Raw genomic sequence first — 24601 nt, forward strand, 5'->3', positions numbered from 1 at the left:
TCAGGAGCCGCCTGGTAAGACCTGTCCCGCGGGACAGCTCTGAACGACTCGCGTCAATCGTCGCCGACGATCTCCGGCCCCTGCCCCGCCAGTTCGGCCGCCAGCTCGGCCGACACGCCCGCCCCGCGCAGATCGAGCCGCCGCAGCCGCGGCAGCCAGCGCGCCGACAGCAGGCGCGAGACCCCGTCGTCCCCGAGCTCCGGAGAGTGCGTGATCGCCAGCGACTCCAGCTCGAGCTCGTGCGCGGCCAGCCCGTCGAGCAGCGCCGACGACTCGAGCCCGCGCAGGCCGAGCTCCCGCAGCCTGGGGAACCGCCCGCTCGCCAGCGCCGCGCCGAGCTCGTCGTCGTCGTGCGACTCGAGCACGGCCGGCCCGAGCCACAGGTCGAGCCGCTCGAGCCCCGGGAAGGCCGCCTCGACCAGGTCCGCCAGCGGCCCGTCGTCGGGCTCGGCCACGTGCATCACCAGAGCGCGCAGCCCCGCGTGCCCCTTCGCCGGCACCAGCTCCCACCCGCGCTCGCCGTGCAGATCGAGGCGCACGAGCGCGGGCAGCTTCGCCAGCGCGGGGCCGATGCCCTGGCACACCCCGCGCGCGGGCGGCAGCTCGGCCGGGAACGCACCGACGTGGAGCCGCTCGAGCCGCGCCAGCCGCCCCGCGTGACGCTTCATCAGCGGCAGCGGGTCGCCGTCCTCGAAGGTCACGTCCCACGGGTCGAGCGCGTGCTCGCTCCAGTCGTCGAGGATCAGCGTGCGCAGCCGCGGCGCCCCGGGGTCGCGCAGCAGCGCGGTGAGCAGCCGCAGCCAGCTCGCTCCGGCATCGTCGTCCTCACCACCGTCGTCCGGCCGGCGCACCACTGACACCGCCCACGCGATCTGCTCGGGCAGGGTCAAGCCGATCGCGGGGTCATAGCAATCGACGACCTGGCCGTCGAGAACTCGCAGCACCTCGAGCGGCGGCCGGGTCATCGTCCGAAGGTACCGCGCCGGCGGGCCGTGCGCAACGCGCAGGCTCGCACCCGACCGACCCTGTCAGGCGACACCAACGACCGCCCGACCGCCGGCAGCGGCATTCTCGTCATCCCTGCTCGTCTTCGACATGCCCTCAAAACAATGCCCTCAAAGCAGTCTATATTCATAGCACCACGCGCGATGCGAGCGCTCACCGCTTCGCGCCGACGTTCAGCGCCCGCAGCCCGAGCCCGACCCCGAGCACCGGCGCCAGCAGGACCCCCTGGGCCACGCGCCGCGGCAGCGCGCCGAGCTCCTCGGTGTGCTGCAGGGCGTCGAGCCAGCCCTGGGCCAGCCCGCGGAGCCGCCCCCGGCTCGCGCGCATGAACACCTCGAGGAACACGTCGGAGGCCCAGCGCGCGGCGGGGGAGGCCTCCGCGTGGGGCAGCGCCTCGAGCCAGGCGCAGTACTCGGGGCGGAGCGCGCTGAGGCGGGCGCCCTCGCGGATCAGGTCGAGGTATCGCCGCGACGGCGGCCGCTCGCGCGCCAGTCGTCGTCCGGGGGCCGCGATGAACACCTCGGCGATCACCCTGCGATCATCATAGGCGATCACCTCGACCTGTTCGCGCACATAGAAGCGATCGCCGCCCTCGCTGCGGACCAATGCGGCGAAGTCGTGCGATCGCAGGCGGAGCAGCAGCCCGTGGACCTCGCCGTTCGCGTCGCGGCGAATGCTCGCCATCGCCGGGTCCGCCGGCGGCACGCCCGGCATGTCGAACACCAAACGCCAGCCGCACAGCGTCCCGGGCGCGCTGTCCAGCGGCGACAGCCCGGCCCTCGACGCACGCCTCTGCGGGTGCAGGTTGGAGCCGTAGGCGAAGTACCAGACATCTCCCGAGGATCGCGATGTCGCGTCGACCACTACCGGCTTCACCACCGCCCCGATGCTATCAGCTTTGCCCGCAGTGCGGCCTCGACGAGGACAGCGCGATAGTGCACCCCGCGCGCGCTGACCTGCGATCGCGGTGCGTGTATCATGTTTCAGGTGTCGCTCCACGGCTACATCACCGTCGAGGTCCTCCACGAGGGGATGAAGTCGGAGGTGCGCCGAGCCACGCGGGTCGCTGACGGTCGCCTCGTGATCCTCAAGCTCCCGCGGGCCGAGGGCGTCACGCACCAGCGCCTCGCCGAGCTGCGCCACGAGTACGACGTCGCCGCGCGGCTCAAGCTGAGCGGCGTCGTCCAGGCGCTCGCGCTCGAGGAGCGCGGCCTGCCGTTCCTCGTGTTCGAGGACTTCGGCGGCCTGTCGCTGACGCAGTGCTTCCCGTCGAAGGTCGGCGTCGGCAGCTTCCTCAACATCGCCCTCCAGCTGACCGAGACGCTGGCGGCGATCCACGAGCACGGCGTCATCCACAAGGACATCAAGCCGGCCAACATCATCCTCAACCCGCGCACCGGCGAGGTGAAGCTGACCGACTTCGCCATCGCCTCCTCGCTCGCCACCGAGTCCGTCGCCCTCGCCGCTCCCGACCGCCTGGTCGGCACGCTCGCGTACATGGCCCCCGAGCAGACCGGCCGCGTCGGTCGCGGCATCGACCAGCGCGCCGACCTCTACGCCCTCGGCGTCACCTTCTTCGAGCTGCTCACCGGCCGGCGCCCGTTCCCCCAGAACGACGCGATGGAGCTGGTCCACGCCCACCTCGCCCGCAACCCGCCCGACCCCGCCGCGCTCGAGCCGAGCGTCGGCCGCGAGCTGTCCGCCATCGTGCTCAAGCTGATGGCCAAGAACGTCGACGAGCGCTACCGCAGCGCCCACGCCCTGCGCGGCGACCTCGAGTACCTGCGCGACACCCTCGGCGGCGACAAGACCCCCAACCCCTCGCGCCCGCGTCGCAGCGCCGAGTTCCGCCTGCCGCAGCGCCTCTACGGCCGCGCCGCCGAGCGCGGCCGCCTGCTCGCCGCCTTCGAGCACGCCGCCGCCGGCGAGCGCGGCCTGGCCCTCATCTCCGGCTGGTCGGGCACCGGCAAGTCGGCCCTCGTCCACGAGCTCCACCAGCCGATCGTCGCCCGCCGCGGCCACTTCATCGCCGGCAAGTTCGACCAGTACAACCGCCACGTCCCGTTCGCCTCGCTGCTGCAGACCCTGCGCCAGCTGGTCGAGCTGGTCCTCGCCAGCCCGCTCGGCGAGGTCGAGCGCTGGCGGCGGCGGCTCGCCGACGCCCTCGGCGCGCAGCTGGCCGTGCTCGTCGACACCCTCCCCGACCTCGCGCACGTCGTCGGCGACCAGCCGCCGCCGCCGCCCGTCTCCCCGGCCGAGGCGCAGAACCGCCTGCACCTGGCGGTCCTGCGCTTCTTCGGCGTGTTCGCCGACCGCGACCACCCGCTCGTGGTCTTCCTCGACGATCTGCAGTGGGCCGACGCCGCGACCCTGCGCCTCCTCGGCGCCCTGCTCGGCGATCACGACCTGCGCCACGTCCTCCTCATCGGCGCCTATCGCGACCACGAGGTCGACGCCTATCACCCGCTGCGCAAGACGATCGCCGAGCTCGAGCACGCGGGCGCGACGATCGAGCGCATCGAGCTGACGCCGCTCGGGCCCGCCGACGTCGCCGCGATCGTCGCCGACGCGCTGGCCGAGACGCCGGCCGCGGTCGCCGAGCTGGCCGCCGAGATCCACCAGCGCACCGAGGGCAACCCGCTGTTCGTGCGCGAGTTCCTGCGGGTGATCCACGGCGAGGAGCTGATCCGCTTCTCGCCCGAGCACGGCCGCTGGAAGTGGGACCTCGCGGCCCTGCGCGCCGCCAGCATCCCCGACGACGTCGCCGACCTGCTGCTCGAGCGGATCCGCCGGCTCGCGCCCGACGTCCGCGCATTGCTCACCTGCGCCGCCTGCATCGGCGCCCAGTTCGACCTCGACACCCTCGCCGCCGCCGCGGGCCGGCCGAGCAGCGACATCGGCCCGGCCCTGTGGGAGTCGATCGGCCGCGGCCTCGTCGTCCCGATCGACCCCGAGTACCGCCTCTTGCCGTACGGCCACGGCGGCCAGCTGCCCAACGTCCGCCTGCGCTTCCTCCACGACCGCGTGCGCCAGGCCGCCTACACCCTCCTCGACCCCGGCGATCGCCCGCGCGTGCACCTGGCGATCGGCCGCCACCTGCTGGCCTCGCTGGCCTCGCGCGATCGCTCCGAGCTGCTCGAGGCCGTCTCGCACCTCAACCTCGGCCGCGCCGGCCTCGGCGCCGCGCACGAGCAGACCGAGCTCGCCGCCCTCGACCTCGAGGCCGGCCGGCGGGCCAAGGCCGCCACCGCCTACGACGCCGCCGTCGGCTTCCTGCGCGTCGGCGCCGAGCTCCTCGGCCCCGATCACTGGCGCACGCACTACCGCCTGATCTACGCCCTCCACCTCGAGCTCGCCGAGTGCGAGTACTTGTGCGGCGACTTCGCCCGCGCCGAGCAGGCCTTCGACGTCCTGTTCGCCCACGCCGCCTCGCGCCGCGACGCCCTCGCCGCGCGCTCGCTGAAGGTCGTCCTCTACGTCACCATCGGCCGCTCGGGCGACGCCTTGACGATCGGCGTCGACGCCTTGCGCCTCGCCGGCCTCGACATCCCCGACGGCGACGAGGCCCTGCGCGAGGCCGCCGCCCGCGAGCGCGCCGACCTGCAGCGCCGCCTCGCCGGCGCCACGATCGCCGCCCTCGTCGATCGCCCGCGCGCCGACGACCCCGAGTTCTGCTCGACGATCAAGCTGATCACCGACCTGCTCGCCCCGGCGCAGCTCACCCGCCAGCCGCTGTTCGAGCTGCTCTGCCTCAAGCAGATCAACCTCAGCCTCGAGCACGGCCACGCCGACGCCTCGCCGTACGGCTACCTCGTCTACGCCTTCTACCTCACCACCTCGCGCGGGGCCGTGCGCGAGGCCCACGACTTCGGCGAGGCCGCCCTCGTCGTCAACGATCGCCTCGGCAACCTCGACCAGGTCCCGCGCCTGAACTTCGTGTTCGGCTCGATCCTGCATTACTACCGCCCGCTGCCCGAGGTGCTCGAGTACCTCGAGCGCGCGCGCTTCCACGGCCTCGAGACCGGCGACTACATCTTCGTCTCCTACGCCTGCTCGCACTCCGCGATCGTCCAGTTCGGCGGCGGCAGCCCGCTGCGCACCGTCGCCGCCCAGACCGACGAGTACCTGCACCTCATGCAGCGCACCCGCGTCGCCTCCTCGACCGCCGCGCTGCGGGTCGTCCGCCGCCTCGTCGCCTGCCTGCAGGGCGAGACCGCCGGCGCCACCAGCTTGCACGGCGAGGGCTTCGACGAGGACGCCTTCTTCGCCGCCGCCGAGCGCGACCGCCTGACCTTCGCCACCCTCTGGTACTGCATCGCCAAGCTCTACCTCTGCCTCGTGCACGGCGAGCTCGACGCGGCCCAGAAGTGGATGCGGGCCGCCGAGCAGCGCCTGCTCAACTCCTCGTGGTTCCTCACCACCGAGCTCGCCTTCTGCTCCGCCCTCGTCCACGCCGCCCTGCTGCGCCGCGGCAGCGGCGACCTCGACGTCTCGCGCGCGCGCCTCGAAGCGCTGCGCGAGCGCTACGCGGTGTGGGCCGCCTCGTGCCCCGAGAACTTCGCCCACAAGCTCGCGCTCATCGACGCCGAGCGGGCCGCCCTCGCCGGCGACGCCCTCGCGGCGATCACCGCCTACGACGCCGCGGTCTCCGGCGCGCACCGCGGCGGCAACATGGCCACCGAGGCGCTCGCCGCCGAGCTGGCCGGCGTGTTCCACCTGCGAGCCGGGCGCGACAGCCTGGCCGCCGCCCTCCTCGCCGACGCCGAGGCAGTGTGGCGCCGCTGGGGCGCCGCCCCGCGGGCCGACGTCCTGCTCGCGGTGCACGGCAACCTGTTCCGCACCTACTTGCCGCGGGCCTTCGCGCGCCCCGGCGGCGGCGGCGACTCGATCGAGAGCTCGATCGTCACCGCCACCTCCGTCGACCCGCGCCTCGACCTCTCGAGCGCGATCAAGGCCGCCGAGACCTTCGCCGTCGAGGTCGACCGCCACGCCCTCCTGCGCAAGTTCATGGCGATCCTCGTCGAGAACGCCGGCGCCGATCGGGGCGCGCTCGCCCTCCCCGGCGCCGCCGGTCTCGTCGTCGTCGCCAGCTACACCGCCGAGCAGGGCGTCGTCCTCCACGAGGACCTGCCGATCAGCGAGGCCGATGTCCCCGCCGGCCTCCTGCGCGTGTGTCAGCGCAGTGGCCGGGTCCTGCTTCCCGACGACGTCGACAGCAACCCCAGCCTGCTCGGCGCCTACCTGCTGCGCGTGCGCCCGCTGTCGCTGGCCTGCTTCCCGCTACTGAGCCGCGGCCAGCGGATCGGCGCGCTCTACCTCGAGAACCGCGCGATCTGGGGCGCCTTCACCCCGCACCGGCTCGAGATCTTGCGGCTCTTGACCACGCAGCTGGCGATCGCCATCGAGCACGCGCGCATGTTCACCGCGCTCGACGAGGCCCGGCGCTCGGCCGAGGAGGCCAGCGTCGCCAAGAGCCGCTTCATGCTCAACATGAGCCACGAGCTGCGGACCCCGCTCAACTGGATCATCGGCGCCTCGGAGATGCTCGGCGAGGAGGCCGCCGACGACGGCCTCGACACCATCGCCCGCGACCTCGACAAGATCTCGCGGGCCGGCCGCGGCCTGCTCGGCATCATCTCCGACGTCCTCGACATCACCCAGCTCGAGTCCGGCCGCCTCGTCCTCGCCCCCGCGAGCTTCGCGATCGGGGACGTCGTCCGCGAGGTCGTCGAGGCCCACCTCCCCGAGGTCGAGCGCAACCACTCGACCCTGCGGGTCCACGTCGACCCTGCCCTCGGCGACGTCGTCAACGACCGGGCCAAGCTCGTCCAGGTGATCGGCAGCGTCGTCCGCAACGCCGCCCGCTTCACCGAGCGCGGCACCATCGACCTCCGCGTGCTCCGCCGCGGCGACCGCCTCGTGATCGAGGTCGCCGACACCGGCATCGGCATGAGCAAGCAGCAGCGCACCAAGATCTTCGACGCATTCAGCCAGGTCGACGACTCGCCCACCCGCAAGGTCGGCGGCATGGGCCTCGGCCTCGCCATCTGTCGCAAGCTGTGCGAGCGCATGGGCGGATCGATCTCCGTCGTCAGCGAGCTCGGCACCGGCTCCACCTTCACCATCGATCTGCCCCTCATGGTCGGCCCGATCCGCTGACGCGGCCGCACCTCCGCCCTGCACTCACATGTCCTGACGGACAGGTTGATTCGCGCCGCGGTCCGCGGGCGGAGAGCACCTCGGAGGGAGCCCCGCCGCACGCGACCCCGCAGGTGCGGACGCGGCCGCCGGGCCCCTGCGCCGCTGCGTCGTCGTTCGCGGCTACGGACGCGCCGGATGGTCGCCTCGCCGCGCGATCGCTAGCATCGTGACCTCGCGTAGGAGGTTGTGCATGACCGCTGTCTCGCCCAAGGCCACCGGGATCCACCACGTCTCGATCACCGTCAATGACTACGAGCGCTCGCGGGCGTTCTACACCCAGCTGTTCGAGCTGCTCGGCGGCCAGGTCGTCATGGACGTCGTCGGCGCCCCGCACAAGCACGAGGGTTGCCGCATGATGCTGCTCGCCGCCGGCAACTTCATGCTCGGCGTGTGGGAGGCCGCCCCCGAGCACCGCGGCCGCGCCTTCGATCGCTACAGCGTCGGCCTTCACCACTTCGCCATCGCCCTCGAGTCGCGGGCCGCGATCGACGAGGTCCACCGGCGGCTCGTCGCCGCCGGCGTCGAGATCCTCGACGCCCCCGCCGAGTACCCGTACGCGCCCGGCTACTACGCCGTCTTCTTCAGCGACCCCGACGGCATCAAGCTCGAGCTCGTGCACATGTAACGAGGCCGAACGTCCGCCCGAGCTCGTCGAGCCACTCGGCCTCGCTGCGGCTGGCGTCGACCACCAGCGCCGGGCTCGGCGGCGCCGCGCCGGCGAGCTCGCGCACCCCGCCCGTCAGCATCAACATCGCCCGCTCGCCCGGCGCCACCCGGCCCTCGTCGATCGCCTTGAGCACGCCGACGCCGGTCAGCAGACCTGTCTTTTCGACCACCTCGTCCGAGCCCGGCAGCCGCGAGAACTCGAACCCTGCCGCCCGCATCCGCGCCAGCAGCGGCGCCTGGTGACGCGCCAGGTCGTCGTCCGACAGCGCCAGCATCTCGCCGCCGACCTCGCGCAGGAGCGCCGCCAGGCGGGCGTACTCGCGGGCCGGATCGGTGTTGTAGAGCCCCGGCTCGAGGTAGCGGTCCGGCTCCGGTCGCACGTGCTCGCGCGCCAGCTCCGGCTGGCCCGCCTGCCACGCGCGCACGATCGGCGCGTTCGCCTCCTGCTGGAACCCGAGGAAGCGCGGCACCTCGCTGCGGCGCAACAGACCGTGGCGGCGCAGCGCCGCGAAGCACTGGTAGATCCCCGCCGGCCCGAAGCCCGCGCACACCGTCTGCGCCAGGCAGTCGATGCGCCCCAGCGCCTCGGCGCTCTCGAGCACGAACATCGCCCGCACCGCCGACGCCGCCAGCCGCCAGCGGACGTCGGGCACGTGCGCCAGGCCGTACCGCTCGGCGAAGCCGCGCGCGAGCCGCTTGACGTCGGGCTCGGGCAGATCGACCCCGATCAGGTGCACGCCCGCGCCGAAGTGATCGCCGCGCTGCTTGTACAGCGTGCGACGCGGCTGAAACAGGAACGCCTCGAGGCCCGCGCGCGCCGCGTAGGCCGCCAGCGCCGCGCTCAGGTTGCCGCCCGACGACGCCACCACCCGCCGCACCTGCGCGCGCCGCAGCAGCGCCACCGTCACGCACGCGTCGAGCGCCTTGTACGTGCCCGTGAACATCCGGCTCGACTCGTCACAGACGATCACCTCGCGGTCGCCGCTGGTCAGCGCGAAGGTCGTCGCGCCCTCGCCGTGCGAACAGCGCTCGAGGTCGGCGAGCGTCAACTCGACCGCCAGGCCCGGCACCGCCAGCACCTTGTGATAGCGCAGCAGCAGGCTCTGCGACGCCGGAAATCGCCGATCGATCAAGGATCGCCAGTGCTCTGCCATCCCCACCACCGCGCCCCGATCCATGGTCGGCGTCGCCGGTCGCGCTGTCAAACATCGACGCAGCGAGCGACTCCGCGACAGCGACCTCGGCGCGCGAGGAGTCTTCTCAGGTCGCGGAGGATGACGCGTGCGAAGCACCTCTCGCATGGCCACGCGTCGTCCGCTCCGATAGGATGTTTGCGGCAGTGGTGTGACTGTGGCGCTGCTCAAGATCGAATACCGCGATCCGCTCGAGCCGATCACCGGCGTGCTGGTGATCGACCGCCTCGTCGACGGCGTGTGCGCCGGCGGCCTGCGGATCGGCGCCGACGTCGGCGCCGACGAGATCGCCGCGCTCGCCCGCAACATGACCCGCAAGCAGGCCGCCTACGCCCTGCCGGTCGGCGGCGCCAAGGCCGGCCTGCGCATGGCCCCCGATCACCCGGCCCGCGCCGACGTCCTGCGTCGCTTCCTCGCCACGCTCGCCCCGCTGATCGAGCGCTGCTGGTCGGTCGGCCCCGACCTCAACACCACCATGGCCGAGCTGCAGCGCGCCGCCGACGACGTCGGCCTGCCCTGCCTCAAGATCGCGGTCGGCCGCAGCCGCGGCCTCGCCGACCGCGAGTTCCTGCGCCGCTACGCCCTCCTCGACGCCGCGATCGACGGCTGGACCGTGCACGCCCTGCGGGCCCCCGCGGCCGTGCGCGCCGCGACGCTCGCCCTCGGCCGCGTGCTCGGCCGTCCGGCAGGCCTGCGGGTCGCGATCCAGGGCGCAGGCGCGATGGGGGGCGGCGCCGCCTGGCTCCTCGATCGCGTCGGCTGCCGCGTCGTCGCCTGGGCCGACGACGTCCGCTGCCTCGTCGCCGACGCCGGCCTCGACGTCCCCGCCCTCCTGGACGGGCGGCACGGCGGTCGGCTCCCCGAGCTCGGCGCCGACGTCCGCCCCTCCGCCGCGGTCCTCGAGGCTGGCTGCGACGTCCTGATCCTCGCCGCGGTCTCGCGCGCCTTCGCCGTCGACGTCGTCCCGCGGCTCGGCTGCGCCGGCGTCGTCGAGGCCGCCAACCTCGCCCTCGCGCCCGAGGTCGAGGACGCCCTCCACGCCGCTGGCGTGCCTGCGATCCCCGACCTGCTCGCCAGCGCCGGCGGCTCGCTGGCGATCGAGGCCATCTACGCCGGCGACCCGCTCGGCCCCGCCGACGTCCTGGCCCACGTCGAGCGCCGCGTCGCCGCCCGCGTCGAACATGTCCTTGCGGACAGCCGCGCCACCGGCCGCTCCCCGCGCGCGCTCGTCACGGAGGCCCTCGATGCCACCTGAGCGCGCCTGCCCCGGCTCGCCGCGACGGCCGCTGGCGACATGTCCTCCAAGGCATGTCCGATCGCCCCTGCCGGCTCGCCGCGCCACCTGCCCCTCGGGACATCCGACATGTCCCTCGGGCCATCCACGGCGCCCCATTCGCGCATCTCTTTCGAGGCATCCGCGGCGCCCCGGGTTCCGCGCCTCCGCATGGCTCTCGGGACATTTTATCTGTCCCGAGAGCCATCCACGCCCCCCGTCGACCCTCACCGCCACGTGTCTCCCGGGACATTCGACCTGTCCCTCGGACCGTCTCCTTCTCGGAGGCCGGCCGTGACCGCCGAGCTCGTCTGGCTCGACGGCCAGCTGGTCCCCGCCGACGCCGCGCGCTTCGGCCTCCTGACCCACTCCCTGCACTACGGCACCGCGGTGTTCGACGGCGGCCGGCACTACCGCCTGGCCGACGGGGGAGTCGGCGTGTTCCGCCTGCGCGACCACGTGCGGCGCTTCCTCGCCAGCGCCGCCAGCCTGTGGATGTCGCTGCCGTACACGGCCGAGCAGCTGCACGCGGCGACCCTCGCGGTCGTGCGCGCCAGCGGCCGCGGCGACGGCTACGTCCGCCAGCTCGCCTTCTACGGCGACGCGCGGATCGGCCTCGGCGCGCGCAACCCCGTCCACGTCGCGGTCCTCGCCTGGGAGCCCGCCGGTTCGCCCGGCGCCCTGACGAAGATCCGGATCGCCTCGCTCGGCCACGGCGCCGGGTGGATCCCCACCGCCAAGCACGCCGGCCACTACGGCCGCGCCTTCCTGGCCCTGCGCGAGGCCGAGGCCTCCGGCCACGACGACGCCTTGTTCCTCGGCGACGACGGCACCGTCGTCGAGGCCACCGGCGCCAACCTCTTCATCGTCCGCGACGGCCGCCTCGTCACCCCGCCCGATCACGAGCCGCTGCTGCCCGGCATCACCCGCGCCAGCGTCCTCGCCCTCGCCGCCGACCTCGGCATCCCGACGCTCGAGGCCCCGATCCCGCGCCACCACCTCTTCAGCGCCGACGAGGTGTTCCTCGCCAACAGCGCCGCCGAGCTGCGCCCCGTCGCCCTCGTCGAGGGCCGGCGCCTCGCCGCCCCGGGGCCTGTCACCGCGCGGCTCGTCGCCCGCTACCGCGCCGTCGCTCGCGGCGAGGCTCCCGATCACCACGACTGGATCGACCGCGTGGAGGACCCGCAGTGATCGCCATCCTCGAGGCCAACGTCCGCGCCGCCCTGCGCGACCGCTCGCCGGCGGTCGCCGCCGACGCCGCGAACGCCCTCGCCCGCCTCGCCCGCCTCGCCTTCGCCGGCGACGCCTACGCCGCCGCCGTCTACCACGGCCTCGTCTGGGACCTCCACGCCGACCCCGACCCGCGGACCTACGCCCTGCGCCGCTTCCTCCTCGAGCCCGCCTACGCCGTCGAGGAGGCCCACGTCCCGCCCGTCGCGCCCGAGCCCCTGCTCGCGCCCGAGGCCCTGCTGGCCCGCCTGCACGCCGAGCAGAACCAGCGCAACGGCCTGCTGCACCCGATGTCGGCGCACCTGTTCCACGGCCAGCCCAGCCTCGCCGACCTGAAGATCTACCTGCGCCACCACTGGCACCGCTCGCGCCTGTTCTACCGCGAGCTGACCGAGCTCGCGCTGAGCTGTCCCTTGAGCCATGCGAGCGTCCTCCACCGCAACCTCTACGACGAGACCGGCGGCGAGGACGGCAGCCAGGCCCACCCGGTCCTGCTGCAGCGCCTCCTGCGTCACTTCGACCTGCCGCACGGCTTCGCCGACCGGCCCGAGCTGCCCGAGGCCCAGGCCTACCTCAACAACCGGATCCGCTGCGCCCGCCACCCCGACCTCGCGTGGGGCCTGGCGGTCCTGTTCTCGCTCGAGGCCGGCACCCCCGCCACCCACGGCAACATCCACGCGCTGCTCCAGCGCTTCGGCGTCCCCGACGACGCGCGCGAGTTCCACCGGATCCACATGAGCGCCGACGTCGAGCACGCGCGCGAGACCGCCGAGCTGATCGGCGCCGTCATCACCAGCCCCGCGGACCAGGCGATCCTGTTCGCCTCGCTCCGCTACCACCGCGCCCTGGGCCAGCGCTACTTCGACGCCATCTGGCGCGAGATGCAGGCGACGCATGACGACCGCCACCGGTGAGAAGCTCCTCCTCGAACTGCTCGACGGCTTCCTCGGCAGCAAGCTGCTGATGACCGCCTACAAGCTCGACCTGTTCACCGCCGCCCGCGAGCCGAAAGCCCGCGAGGCCCTGCGGTCCGCCCTCGATCTGCCCGAGCGTTCGTTCAAGATCGTCGTCGACGCCTGCGTCGCGCTCGGCCTCCTGCACGAGGACGAGCGCGGCCTCGCCACCCCGGCTGCGCTCGCGCCCTTCCTCGTGCGCGCCCCCGATCGGCCGTTCCAGACCACCACCTACCTGCTCGAGTACTACGACGAGGTCTACCGCGCCCTCGCCGACATGGACGCGCTGGTGCGCAGCGACGGCGCCGCCTCGCCGTTCAAGCTGCGCGACTACTTCAAGGACGACGTCGACGCGGTCGACCCGCAGGTCGCCGCCGAGTACTCGCGCTACATGGACGCCACGATCGCCAGGATCGTCGAGGTCGTCCTCGCCACCTATCCCTTCGGACAGCACCGCCGCCTGCTCGACCTGTGCGGCAACACCGGCAGCTTCTGCGCCGCCATCGTCGCCGCCACCCCCGGCCTCCACGGCGCCTTCCTCGACGTCCCCGCCTGCGTCGACATCGGCCGCCGTCAGCTCGCCGGGCGCCCCGAGCTCGCCGGTCGCGTCGAGGCGATCGCCGGCGACGTGTTCCGCACCCCGCTGCCGCCCGACTACGACGTCATCACCATGTGCCGCTCGGCCATGGACTGGGGCGACGACAAGATCGCCGGCGTCTACCGCCGCGTCCACGCGGCCCTGCCCGCGGGCGGCCGCTTCCTCGTCATCGAGCGCATGCTGCCCGAGCGCGTCCTCCCCGAGGCCCTGCCGATGTACCTGCGCGGCGTCTACTTCCTCGCCAAGTCGGAGAGCACCCGCTACCGCTCGCCGCGCGAGCACCTCGACCTGCTGCAGGCCGCCGGCTTCACCGCCACCGAGGAGCTCGAGCCCCCGCGCGCCCCCTACGAGTTCTTCCAGTCGATGCGGATCCTCGTCGCCAGCAAGTGATGCCGCCCGCCTCCTACGAGTTCTGCCAGTCGATGCGGATCCTCGTCGCCAGCAAGTGATGCCGCCCGCCCTGCCCAGCCTCGCCGCGATCGCCCAGGTCCCCGAGGACCTGCTCGCCGCCGCCGTCGACCTGTGCCTCGACGCCGCCGCGCTGCCGGTCCTCCTCCGCGCCCTCGACCTCGACCTGCCGGCCCGCCTCGCCCGCGGCCCCGCGACCCTCGAGTGGCTCGCCGCCGAGCAGGCCGACCTCGCCACCGACGTCTCGCTCGAGATGACCCTCGAGCTCGGCTGCGGCACGGGCCTGTTCGCGCGCCGCGATCGTCGCTACCAGCTCACGGCCCTGACCCGCAGCTTCTTCCTGAACGATTCGCCGCTGCGCCTGCTCGGCCTGGTCGAGCGGCACCGCCGCTACGTCGCCGCGATCGCGGCCCTGCCGGCCGCCCTGCGCGAGACGAAGCGGGCCGACCGGCGCGTGTGGTCGGACCGCGCCGACGTCGGCGCCCAGGCCGACTACTTCCGCGCCCGCGCCGCCTTCAACGAGGCCAGCCGCGACTACTTCCGCGACACCGCCTGGCTGCTGGCCCGCGCGCACTGCCGGCGCGACTTGCACGCGCACCGCGTCGTCTGCGACATCGGGGCCGGGCCGGCCGCCTTCGCCGCGATCCTCAAGGCCGCCGCGCCGCACCTGCAGGTCCACGCCGCCGAGGTCACCTACAAAGATCCCGCCTACCTCGCGACCACCGCCGCCGACCTGCGCGCGGCCGATCTCGACGTCGCCCTGCACGCGATCAACGTCCTCCACGAGGAGCTCCCGCCCGCGATCGATCTGCTGACCGCCAACCGCCTGTTCTCCGGCCTCGGCCGCGACGGCGCCGAGGGCTGGGCGCAGCGCCTCCACGCCGCCCTCGCGCCCGGCGGCACGCTCGCCCTGGTCGACTTCTTCGCCACCGGCGAGCCCGCCCACGACCGCTCCGTCGCCGGCCTGGTCGCGCTGTGGATGGCCTGGAACCGCCACGAGCTGCAGCGCGCGCCCCTCGTCGATCCCAGCGACGACCGCCACGCCTGGGGCTGGAACCCGCCGTGGCGCTGCGACGAGCTGGCCGCCCTGCTCGCGCGCGTCGGCTTCCACGACGTCCGCGCCCGCAGCGTCGTCCCCCCGTTCGCCCTCGTCGAGGCCCGCAAGTGATTCGCCGCGAGCCCGCGACCCGGGCCGTTTCTCCGGCGCAGGCCGTCCGCGAGGCCCCCCTCGCGTCCGCACGCGCCCTGCCCACAATCCTCGCATTTCGCCGTCCGCCGCGCGACCGCGGGCGAGCGCTCGCCTCCGCCGAGGCCCTGCTCACATTCGTCGCTCTCCGCGCTTTGCCAGACGCCCGCCGACCTGCGCTCGCCTCCGCCAGCTCGCTGCCCCCATTCGTCGCTCTCCCCCGCCCGCCGCGCTCCCGCCGACCTGCGCTCGCCTCCGCCGGCTCGCTTCCCACATTCGTCGCTCTCCCCCGCCCGCCGCGCTCCCGCCGACCTGCGCTCGCCTCCGCCAGCTCGCTGCCCACATTCGTCGCTCTCCCCGCCCGCCGCGCTCCCGCCGACCTGCGCTCGCCTCCGCCGGCTCGCTGCCCACATTCGTCGCTCTCCCCCGCCCGCCGCGCTCCCGCCGACCTGCGCTCGCCTCCGCCAGCTCGCTGCCCACATTCGTCGCTCTCCCCCGCCCGCCGGCCCTGCCCGCATTCGTCTCCCTCGACTTCAACTACCCACATTCTCCGCCCTCGACCGCCCGCGGCCCGACCGCCGACCTGCGCTCGCCACCGCCGGGGCCCTCCTCACATTCGCCGCACTCCGCAGGTCGCCGCGATCCCGCCGACCTGCGCTCACCTCCGCCGGGCCCATGCTTCTCTGCGTCGCAGCCCCGCGCTCCCGCTCGCCCTCCGCGAGGTCCGCAGTGACGCTTGAGTCGCAGCCCCGCGCTCCCGCATTCGTCTCCCGCGAGGCCCGCAGTGACGCTTGACCCGACCCCCGTCCGCTGCTGCGACGTCGTCTGCCGCGACCTCGCCCTCGACAACGTCCTCGTCTACGGCGTCCACAGCCGCGAGGCCCGCGTCGTCGCGCGCGCCGCCGCCGAGGCCCTCCTCGCGGCCCGCCGGTTCCGCCCGCTCGCCGAGCACATCGACCTCGCCACGCGCGGCTGCCCGGCCGAGGAGGCCGCCAACATCCAGAGCGGCCTGCTCGCGCTCGCCGAAGCCGGCATGTTCGTCTCGTTCGCCGACCTCCGCCGCGTCTGCGTCCGCGACGACGAGCCCCCACCCATCGATCTCGTGGCGATCCCCAGCGCCGAGCGGCCGGCCGCGGCCGAGCGCGCGGTCGCCTCGCTGATCGCCGACGCCGAGCGCTTCTCGCGGCCCCGCGAGCACCTCGTCGCCGACGGCTCCGCCGATCCGGCCACCCGCGCCGACTACCGGCAGCGCCTCGCCGCCCTCGCGCGCGCGCACGCGGCCCGCGTCGTCTACATCGGCGACGACGAGCGCCGCGACTTCATCGCCCGTCTGGCGGCCCGCGGCCACGACCCCGGGCTCGTGGCCTTCGCCCTCGCCGACCCCGAGCGCACCGGCATGGCCTATGGGACAGGTCGCAACGCCCTCCTGCTCCACGCCGTCGGCCGCCGGTTCGTCTGCATCGACGACGACGTGATCGCCCGCCCCGTGCGCCCGCCCGACCCGCTGCCCGGCCTCGGCGTGTTCACCGGCGAGGGCGAGGGCTACGACAACTATCAGCCGCAGGACATCTGGTTCTACCCCGACCGCGCCGCCGCCCTCGCCGACGCCCGCTGGTCGGACGACGAGGCCCTCGGCGGGCACGCCGGGATGCTCGGCCGCTCCTTGCCCGCGCTGCTCGCCGCCGTGCCCGCGGGCGAGCCGATCGAGCTCGACGACTGCCTCGACCGCGCGCTCCTCCGCCGCCTGCGCACCGGCCAGGGCCGCGTGCGCGTCACCTTCCAGGGCCTGCTCGGCGACCTCGGCTGGTACGCCCCGACCTGGTGCCTGCTGTTCGAGGGTAAGAACCGCGAGCGCCTGCTCGCCGCCGAGGACACCTACCGGCGCACGATCACCTCCACGCGCCAGGCCCTCCGCCTGGTCCGCCGCGCCACCGTCGGCGACGGCCGCTACTGCCAGGGCGCGATCCTCGGCCTCGACCACCGCGACCTCCTGCCCCCCTTCTTCCCGGTCGGTCGCTACGAGGACGGCGTGTTCCGCACCACCCTCCGCGCCCTCGACGAGACCGCGCTCTTCGGACATGTCCCATCAGCCCTGGTCCATGAGCCAGTTCAGGAGCGGGCCTGGGCCGAGGGCGACATCTGGCGCCCGGGCGGCTGGGCCCGCCTCGGCGAGCTCGTCGTCCAGTGCGTGCGCGCGGCCGCCTCGCCCACCACCCCGGCGGCCCTCGGCCAGCACTTGCGCGAGCTCGGTCGGCTGAGCCCGGCCGACTTCCGGGCCTTCGTCGCCCAGCGGCTGTGGCGGCAGAAGGAGCTCTACGCCCGCCACCTCGAGACCCTGCTCGCGCGCCACCGCGGCGCGCCGTCCTGGTGGCGCGACGACGTCCACCGTCACCTCGGCGCACTCGCCGAGCACGCCGCGACCCGCGAATACCCGGCCCCCCGCGACCTCCTCGGCGAGCGCGGCGATCCGGACCTCGCCCTCGCGCGCGCCCAGCGGCTCGTGGCTCGCTTCGGCGAGCTCCTCGTCGCGTGGCCCGACCTCGTGCGCACCACCGCCGAGCTCGCGCGCGCCGGCCACCCGCTCGGCGTCCCGCTCGCGTGAATCGTGGCGGCCTCGACCGCGCCCTCGACCGCCACGCTCGGCGGTGGGGGCCCGACCTCGTGCGCACCACCACCGAGCTCGCGCGCGCCGGCCACCCGCTCGGCGTCCCGCTCGCCTGAATCGTGGCGGCCTCGACCGCGCCCTCGACCGCCACGCTCGGCGGTGGTGGCCCGACCTCGTGCGCACCACCGCCGAGCTCGCGCGCGCCGGCCACCCGCCCGGCGTCCCGCTCGCGTGAATCGTCGCGGCCGCGACCGCGCCCTCGACCGCCACGCTCGGCGGCGGTGGTGGCCCGACCTCGTGCGCACCACCGCCGAGCTCGCGCGCGCCGGCCACCCGCCCGGCGTCCCGCTCGCATCAATCATCGCGACCGCGCCTCGACCGCGCCCGCCCCGCTCGCCCGCATCCCTGCGCTCCGCGGTCGCCACGCCGCGAGGCCGAAGCTCCCCGCGAGACGCTCGGTCCCCCACGAAATCGCCGCCACTCACGCGCGTCGACCACCGCCGCTCCGAGCGCTGCGCGAGCGCCGGCCGAGCCCGGCCGTCGCCCCGGAACAATCATCGCACCGGCGCTGCAGCGAATCGCCGCCGACGACTCGCGCGAGGCGTGTCTCGCGGCCGCGTGTCACGTCCTCGTGGTCCGCGCCCCCCCGCCGCGAAGTTCGGCGCCGGCGACTTGCAAATCATCGGCCTCGGCCGGTCCAACCCGCATGGCCTCGCTGGCGCGCGACCGCGAATCATCGGAGTCCGCGCCCGCAGCAGCGATCGCGCGTGCATGGGTCCGGCGCGGCGGGCAGCGCGGCGACGCCGTCGTCCGGTGCCGGCCGCGCGGCCGTCTGGAATGTAAGCAGGACGAGGGGAACACCCACATCGGATCCCGCAAACCACCGGCACGGTGTTCACAACACCCTCGGTCGGCATTCCCCCAACAATCCCGGAGAGCGAGGCGAAACAATCGCCGGCGGCGCCCCGCCCGCCGCCGCAGCGAACGGGCCGCGGCCGCGCGTTTTTGCGGCGCCCTGCGTCCGCAGGCGAGACCTCCTGAACCGCCGCCCGTACGCCTTTGTCGGCGCGAAGTCGAGGCCGCGCGGATCGATCGGCGAACCCTGCTTCGCCGGTCCTCACAATGCCGCGAATGTGGCGCCCGCACGAACGCGCGCCGGTCGTCGCGCGCCCCAATGTCGACTGGCCACGCCGCGCAGGCGGCATCGCCTTTCTGCCGCAAGGTCACCGTACTTTCTCCTAATAACGTGTGTAAGCCGCTGGGCGACCGGACACCTGTTCTCTTTTTGGTTGCCTTCCCCTCGCGTCCTTGCGATGATGACAGCGCGTCGAAATCGATATCGTGCGCGACGGGGCCCGCTCACGGCGAGCGATCCCGCGAAGGAGATTTGTCATGGGTAATACGTCGAATCAGATCAAGAAGGCCATGGAGATTGATGGGGCGATCGCCGCCGCGATTGTCGATAGCGAGAGCGGGATGACGCTCGCGACCGCCGGCGGAGGCGCAGCCTTCGACATCGAGGTCGCCGCCGCCGCCAACACGAACGTCGTCCAGGCCAAGCTGAAGGCGATGAACAGCCTCCGGCTCGCGGACGAGCTCGAGGACATCCTCATCACCCTGGGCAAGCAGTACCACATCATCCGCCCGCTGCGGCGGACCCCGGCGGTCTTCTATTACCTCGCGTGCGAGCGCTCCCGGACCAACCTGGCGATGGCGCGCCGCAGCCTGGCAGAGATCGAGCACGCGACGACGCTCTAGCCTCGGCCGGTACGACGAGGCGTCGGCGCGCCGATGTCGTGCGTCGGCGCTGCGCAGTGGGAGGCGTGTATCTTGGCTTCGTTGTTCATCGTCGACGACGATTCACAGTTCCGCAGCGCCCTGACGCGCGAACTCGAGGGCCGCGGCTTCGAGGTCGCGTCGGCGTCCTCGGTCCACTCCGCCCTGGCGGCGCTGGCGAAGCAGCCCGCCGACGTCGTCCTGACCGACCTCCGGCTCGGCGGGCCCGACGGCCTCGACCTGCTCAAGCTGCTGCCGAGCGTGTCGAGGCGGACGCGCACGATCCTCATGAGCGCCCACGCCACCGCCCGCGATCATCAGATCGCCACCGAGCTCGGCGCGGTCGACATCCTCCTCAAGCCGTTCTCGCCGGCCGCGCTGCTGCGATCGATCCAGAAGGCGATCGACTGCGAGACCGGGTTTCAGGGCACCGTCCACGGCCTGTCGCTCATCGACATGGCGCAGATGTTCCACCTCTCGCAGCGGTCGGTCACGATCGTCGTCACCCACGCCGACCAGCCGCCGAGCAAGATCCACTTCCGCCGCGGCGAGATCATCGACGCCGCCCACGGCTCCGCCTCCGGCTGCAGCGCGCTGCGGGCGATCCTCGCCAGCTCCTCCGGCGCGCTGCACACCACCAGCCTCGAAGCGGACGTCGTCCCCACCATCGACGCCCCCTTCGATCAACTGCTGCTGGCCAGCCTCACCGAGCTCGACGAGGAGCAGCACGAGGCCCGCCGGCCGTCCGACGCCCAGCCCCTGTTCGAGCTCGAGGACGACGAGCCGCAGGCGCCGGGCGACTCGGCGCAATCCCCCGCACCGACGCGCGTGCCCGCGGTCGACGCCGTGTGCCGGCGCTTCAGCGAATCGGTCGACGGCGCGCTCGCCTGCGCAGTCGTCGACCTCGCCGCCGGCGTCCTGCTCGGTCACCACCAGCGCCGCGTCGGCGCGGTGCCGCTGTCCGAGTCCGCGCTGACGGCGACCTGCCTCGATCTGTTCGGCGGCCGGCTCGCCCTCGGCCGACTGCAGGAGATCCAGCTGACCGCCAGCGAGCACTACATCTTCGGCAAGCGCCTCGCGGGCCGCGAGTGGGCGCTCGTCCTCTGCACCGACCGGTCGATCAGCATCGGGCTGGGATGGGCGCAGCTGCGCGCGCAGATCGGCCTGGTCGAGTCGCTGGCGGGCTGACGCAGGAGGGATCCAGCATGGCAGTCTACGAACCCGACCGCGCGAGGATCGTCCTGCGAATCGTGTACGACGGCCCCGGGCGCGCCGGCAAGACCACCAACGTCGAGCAGCTCGCGCGCATCTTCGGCACCCGGCCCGGCGACGAGCTGCAGGTCCACCCGGCCGCCACCGGCCGCACGATCTTCTTCGACTGGTTCAGCTTCGACGGCGGCATGCTGGACGGCCACCAGCTGCAGGTCCAGGTCGTCACCGTGCCCGGCCACAAGAGCCTCGAGCCGCGTCGCGCCCACATCCTCCGCGGGGCCGACGTCGTCGTGCTGGTGTGCGACAGCGCCGTCTCGGGCCAGGACTCGGCGCGCGAGATGCTCGACAGCCTGCGCGAGCACCTCGGCCGGCGCGCCGAGCACGTGCCGCTGATCGTCCAGGCCAACAAGCAAGACCTCGGCAACGCCATGCTGCCGCACGAGCTCGGCGCCGCGCTCGGCCTCGACGCCGACGTGCCCGTCATCGGCGCCCAGGCCTCGGCGGGCATCGGCGTGCGCGAGACCGCCGTCGGCGCGATCCGGGCGGCCGTGCGCCAGATGAAGCAGCGCACCGCCCGCGAGGGCCTGAGCGTGATCGAGGGCCGAGCCGGCACCGCCGAGGAGCTGCGCGCCGCGCTGCAGGCGATCGAGAGCGTCAGCATCCACCGCGACCCCGGCCGCAACCCCGAAGCCGACGCCCCGAGCACCCCCTCGCGCCCGCCGTCGGACGCGGGTCGCATGGTCTACATCCGCTCGCAGAAGCTCGTGACGCAGCTCGCCGGCGACGGCGAGGCCCCCGGCCGCCTGCGCTCCCGCACCCCCGCGCCCCTCCCTCCGAACATGTCCGATCGGCCAGCTGGCGACCGCCCGCAGAAGCCGCGGATCCCCGTGTCGGCGATGTTCATCGAGCCGACCCCGTCCACCGATCCGCCCGACATCCCCTGGGTCTCCACGGCCCCCGCGACCCTCCGCGTCCCGCCCCCGCCCCTGGTCGCCGACGCCCCCGGCCACCTCGCCGACGCCGAGCCCTTCGACCCCGAAGAAACGCGGCCCGAGGACGCGCTCCCACTCGCTGTCTCCGCGGACGAACCTGCCCCCGCGCCCGCCGAAGCTCCCGCCGAGGACGCCCCCGGAGCCGCGCCCTCGCAACCTGTCCCCGAGGACCTCCACTTCGGCGCCGCGCGCTCTCACCCTGTCCTCGAGGACATCCAACTCGGAGCCGACTCCACCGAACCTGTCCCCGAGGACATCGGAGCCGCCTCCACCGAACCTGTCCCCGAGGACATCGGAGCCGCCTCCACCGAACCTGTCCCCGAGGACATCGGAGCCGCCCCCACCGAACCTGTCCTCGAGGACATCGGAGCCGCCCCCACCGAACCTGTCCCCGAGGACATCGGAGCCGCCGCCACCGAACCTGTCCCCGAGGACATCAACCTCGAAACCGCCCCCGCCGAATCTGTCCCCGAGGGCATCGACCTCGAAACCGTCCCCACCGAACCTGTCCCCGAGGACATCGACCTCGCTCCTGCCCCTTCCGGGCCGCACACCGAGGACCGCGCTTCCGCAGCTCCCCCACGCCCGGTCCCCGAAGCCGAACTCCGCGCGCCCTCGCCCGACCCATCCGAATCTGTCCCCGAGGACATCCACCTCGCGCCTGCGCTCTCCGCACCGATCACCGAGGACGATCCGCGCCCTGGTGAGGTGAACGCAGCCGCGCACGCGAGATCTGTCTCAGAGGACAACGACACCGCGCTCTCCTCACCGGTCTCCGAGGACATCTCAGCCACGCCGAGCGACTCCATACCGATCTCCTCGTCCGGCCCTGCCTCGGCAGACGCCTCGAAGGCGTCAGCGCTGTCCCCGTATGCCCTTGCGGATCTCTCGGACGTCCCCGCGATCTCCACGCGTGTCCCTGAGGACAGCCACCCTGCCGAGCCCGACCTCGCCGACCGCCACCTCATCTCCGTCGCCTCGTCCTCAGGGGTCCCCGAAGTCGCCCCTCCCTGGGCCGGCACCGCGCCCGCGCCCCACGATTCCGAAGCCATCTCGACCTCCGCCGCGCCGGCCTCCTCGGCGCCGATTTCAGAGGACCACGCGCCCTCGGCGAGCATCCCCGAAGCCGGCTCCGCCCCGCCGGCGTCGGCACCTGTCCCCGAGGACACCTCCGTCCCGTCCCCACATGTCTCCGGGAGCACGGTATCCATGCCAGCGCATGCCCCGGAGGACGCTCCGGCCGCGCCCTCGGCAGACCCCGCGGACGACCCGTCCTCCCCACGACCCGCTCCCGAGGAGAGTGAACCCTCCGCCGTGCCGGAGCTTGCGAGCGACCTCGCCGCTCCCCGTCCGGACCTCCCGCCCGGGCACGTCTGGCCGGTCCCCGGCGGGCGCCACGTGCTCGAGCGACTCGCCGGCCGTCCGCTCGTTCAAACCGGTCCCAAGGGACATGCCTCATCGAGCATGACCTTCAAGACAGCTGAATTCAGCCTGCGCACGCGCCCCGAGTGGCGCTTCGCCGACAACGAGCACGGCCGGGCCGCGCTCCGCGAGCACGTCCGGCGGGCCGCGCGGCTCGGCTCGCTGTTGCCCACGGACAGCGCGGTCGCCCTGGCGGTCGGCGCCGACGACCACGTCCTGTGGCACGTCGTGCCCGACCTGCCCGCGCTCGACGACGCGCTGCATGCCGCCTCCGCGGACGAGCGCCCGCACCATCTCCTCCGGCTCGCCTCCGCCTACGCCGCCGCCCTGCGCCTGCGCGCCCGCGAGGGCCTCGCGCTCGACCTCGCCGCCGACGCCTTCGCCGAGCAGGACGGCCGGTGGGTCTATCTCGGCGATCGGCTCGGCGAGCCCGAGCCCGCTGCGGCGCTGGCGAGCGCGCTGCTGCGTCCGCCCGCGGGACTGCCGGCCCCCGCGCTCCCGGCCTGGCTCGACGCCCTCGAGCAGACCCTGCCCACCACGCTCACGCGCGAAGACATCGCCGCCCTGGGCCTCGACGACGCCCTCGCGGCCGCGGCCGAGAGCGATCGAGACGCCACGGCCCGCGTGCGCGCCCTCCTCGACCGCTGCGCCTGAGCCCACCACGGCGACCGCTCGCCGGAGCCGCGTCGTCGGCCCTCGACCTCGCTCCACTGCATCGATCTTGCGCAGCCGCGAGCGCCCGTCGCAGCGCCCTCGTCACTCCTCCGCGTCGACCCACCCGTCCGCAGTCAGCCGCAGCAGCGCCACCTCGTCGAAGATCACCGGCCGTCGCGGATCCTTGCGCGGGCTCACCCGCATGAGCGGGCTGCGCCAGCGGCCGTCCAGGCTGTGCAGGGCCGCCAGCACGCGCGCGCGCGTCGGGCACGGGCCGGCGCGGCGCAGCACCTCGACAGTCAGCTCCGCCAGCGCTTGCCCGCCGACGCTCGTCCCCGTCACCTCGACCTGCGGCGCGCGGCGAGCCATCAGCTCGCGGTGCGCCGCGATCGCCGGCGAACCTGACCCTTCGGCCATATGCAACCAGTGCGACCCGATCACCCCCTCGCCGGCCGCCCCGAGCATCGTCGTCAACCCGTCGACGAACCCGATCAGCCAGCGCGGGCGGAACCCGCGGCCCCGCGCGTGCAGGATCGCCGCCACCTCCTGCTCCGGGCGGACCACCGCCAGCACCGCCTCCATCCCCTCGCTCTGCATCGCCTCGACGGCAGGCTCGATCGCCTCGCCCGGCCCCAGCCAGCGCGACTGCATCGGCGCCCGGCCGAGCCCCACCGCGAAGCCGGCCACCCAGTCGCGGCCGAATTCCGTGTCGTACGTGATCGTCCCGACCCGCGCCATCGCCCGCACGTGTCGCCCGAGCGCCCGACCGTTGCTGTGATACGGCACGTTGGCCACGCACATGTTCGGCCGCGGCGGCTCGGCCATCGACGACGCTCCGGTGACCACCGCGAGATCGGGGACGTGCGCCGCCGCCAGCCGATCGATCACCGTCAAGTGCGGCGGCGTCCCGACGCACATCAGGAACCCCAACAAGGGGTGCTCCGCCAGCAGCCGCTCGACCACCGCCGGCGTCTCGCCGGGATCGTAGCGGTCGTCGCCGACGATCAGCGCGATCGGATGCCCGTGCACCCCGCCGGCCGCGTTGACCTCGGCGAACAATGCCTGGGCCGCCACGGCGATCTCGCCGAACATCGCCATCGCTCCGGTGAGCGGCGCGTGGCAGCCGAAGCAGATCGGCTCACCCGGCCGCAACGCGACCTCGAAATCCATCCTCATCCCTCCAGTCTCCGTGACGCCTCGCGGACAGGCGGCTCACCGCCTCGCGTC

The 24601-nt window shown here is 73.8% G+C and carries 16 protein-coding genes; 12 read left to right on the forward strand and 4 right to left on the reverse strand.

The annotated features are described in order from the left end of the window. Positions 1–53 precede the first annotated feature (53 nt). Both O0S08_RS31710 and O0S08_RS31715 read right to left on the reverse strand, forming a co-directional pair. Positions 54–965, reverse strand: coding sequence for a hypothetical protein (locus O0S08_RS31710; protein WP_269033105.1), 912 nt, complete (start codon positions 963–965; stop codon positions 54–56). A gap of 193 nt (positions 966–1158) precedes the next feature. Beyond that, on the reverse strand, positions 1159–1884 hold the full coding sequence (locus O0S08_RS31715; protein WP_269033106.1) for a gamma-glutamylcyclotransferase family protein: 726 nt from the start codon (positions 1882–1884) through the stop codon (positions 1159–1161). Positions 1885–1992: 108 nt separating this feature from the next. Between O0S08_RS31715 and O0S08_RS31720 the strand changes: the two genes are divergently transcribed. Together O0S08_RS31720 and O0S08_RS31725 are read left to right on the forward strand one after the other, a co-directional pair. Next, positions 1993–7164, forward strand: a complete 5172-nt coding sequence (locus O0S08_RS31720; RefSeq protein WP_269033107.1) for an AAA family ATPase — start codon at positions 1993–1995, stop codon at positions 7162–7164. Positions 7165–7396: 232 nt separating this feature from the next. Next, positions 7397–7831, forward strand: a complete 435-nt coding sequence (locus O0S08_RS31725) for a VOC family protein (RefSeq protein WP_269033108.1) — start codon at positions 7397–7399, stop codon at positions 7829–7831. Here O0S08_RS31725 and O0S08_RS31730 read toward each other — a convergent pair. Continuing rightward, a complete protein-coding gene (locus O0S08_RS31730) occupies positions 7806–9005 on the reverse strand; it encodes a pyridoxal-phosphate dependent enzyme (protein WP_269033109.1) in 1200 nt (399 codons plus the stop codon). The two genes, O0S08_RS31725 and O0S08_RS31730, sit on opposite strands and share 26 nt — an antisense overlap. A gap of 211 nt (positions 9006–9216) precedes the next feature. On the opposite strand from O0S08_RS31730, the gene O0S08_RS31735 reads away from it, so the two are divergent. The 10 genes from O0S08_RS31735 (at position 9217) to O0S08_RS31780 (ending at position 23374) form a co-directional block, all read left to right on the forward strand. Continuing rightward, positions 9217–10320 carry a Glu/Leu/Phe/Val dehydrogenase dimerization domain-containing protein gene (locus O0S08_RS31735; RefSeq protein ID WP_269033110.1) on the forward strand — a complete coding sequence of 368 codons (1104 nt, stop codon included), beginning with the start codon at positions 9217–9219 and terminating at the stop codon, positions 10318–10320. Between the two features lie 312 nt (positions 10321–10632). After that, entirely contained in the window at positions 10633–11529 is an 897-nt protein-coding gene (locus tag O0S08_RS31740) for an aminotransferase class IV (protein WP_269033111.1), read from the forward strand. Beyond that, entirely contained in the window at positions 11526–12482 is a 957-nt protein-coding gene (locus O0S08_RS31745; RefSeq protein ID WP_269033112.1) for an iron-containing redox enzyme family protein, read from the forward strand. Before O0S08_RS31740 ends, O0S08_RS31745 begins: the two co-directional genes overlap by 4 nt. Continuing rightward, on the forward strand, positions 12463–13509 hold the full coding sequence (locus O0S08_RS31750; protein ID WP_269033113.1) for a methyltransferase: 1047 nt from the start codon (positions 12463–12465) through the stop codon (positions 13507–13509). The genes O0S08_RS31745 and O0S08_RS31750 overlap by 20 nt, the downstream gene beginning before the upstream one ends. Before the next feature lie 55 nt (positions 13510–13564). After that, positions 13565–14695, forward strand: a complete 1131-nt coding sequence (locus O0S08_RS31755) for a hypothetical protein (RefSeq protein WP_269033114.1) — start codon at positions 13565–13567, stop codon at positions 14693–14695. A gap of 802 nt (positions 14696–15497) precedes the next feature. After that, a complete protein-coding gene (locus O0S08_RS31760; RefSeq protein ID WP_269033115.1) occupies positions 15498–17315 on the forward strand; it encodes a hypothetical protein in 1818 nt (605 codons plus the stop codon). Further along, entirely contained in the window at positions 17312–17434 is a 123-nt protein-coding gene (locus O0S08_RS31765; protein WP_269033116.1) for a hypothetical protein, read from the forward strand. The genes O0S08_RS31760 and O0S08_RS31765 overlap by 4 nt, the downstream gene beginning before the upstream one ends. 1276 nt (positions 17435–18710) lie before the next feature. After that, positions 18711–19076: a hypothetical protein gene (locus O0S08_RS31770; RefSeq protein ID WP_269033117.1), complete on the forward strand. Its 366-nt coding sequence runs from the start codon at positions 18711–18713 to the stop codon at positions 19074–19076. 72 nt (positions 19077–19148) lie between these two features. After that, a complete protein-coding gene (locus O0S08_RS31775; protein WP_269033118.1) occupies positions 19149–20282 on the forward strand; it encodes a response regulator in 1134 nt (377 codons plus the stop codon). Positions 20283–20299: 17 nt separating this feature from the next. Beyond that, a complete protein-coding gene (locus tag O0S08_RS31780; RefSeq protein WP_269033119.1) occupies positions 20300–23374 on the forward strand; it encodes an ADP-ribosylation factor-like protein in 3075 nt (1024 codons plus the stop codon). 102 nt (positions 23375–23476) lie between these two features. Here the strand turns inward: O0S08_RS31780 and O0S08_RS31785 are convergent, their stop codons facing one another. Continuing rightward, a complete protein-coding gene (locus tag O0S08_RS31785) occupies positions 23477–24544 on the reverse strand; it encodes an ABC transporter substrate-binding protein (protein ID WP_269033120.1) in 1068 nt (355 codons plus the stop codon). Positions 24545–24601: the final 57 nt, after the last annotated feature.

The sequence above is a fragment of the Nannocystis punicea genome (genome assembly GCF_026965555.1).
GTDB classification, from domain to species: Bacteria; Myxococcota_A; Polyangia; order Nannocystales; family Nannocystaceae; genus Nannocystis; species Nannocystis punicea.

Excerpts from the sequence above, each read along its gene's own strand:
- O0S08_RS31710 (WP_269033105.1), bottom strand. The coding sequence starts at position 965 with ATGACCCGGCCGCCGCTCGAGGTGCTGCGAGTTCTCGACGGCCAGGTC.
- O0S08_RS31770 (WP_269033117.1), top strand. The coding sequence starts at position 18,711 with ATGGGTAATACGTCGAATCAGATCAAGAAGGCCATGGAGATTGATGGG.
- O0S08_RS31780 (WP_269033119.1), top strand. The coding sequence starts at position 20,300 with ATGGCAGTCTACGAACCCGACCGCGCGAGGATCGTCCTGCGAATCGTG.
- O0S08_RS31785 (WP_269033120.1), bottom strand. The coding sequence starts at position 24,544 with ATGGATTTCGAGGTCGCGTTGCGGCCGGGTGAGCCGATCTGCTTCGGC.
- O0S08_RS31750 (WP_269033113.1), top strand. The coding sequence starts at position 12,463 with ATGACGACCGCCACCGGTGAGAAGCTCCTCCTCGAACTGCTCGACGGC.
- O0S08_RS31725 (WP_269033108.1), top strand. The coding sequence starts at position 7,397 with ATGACCGCTGTCTCGCCCAAGGCCACCGGGATCCACCACGTCTCGATC.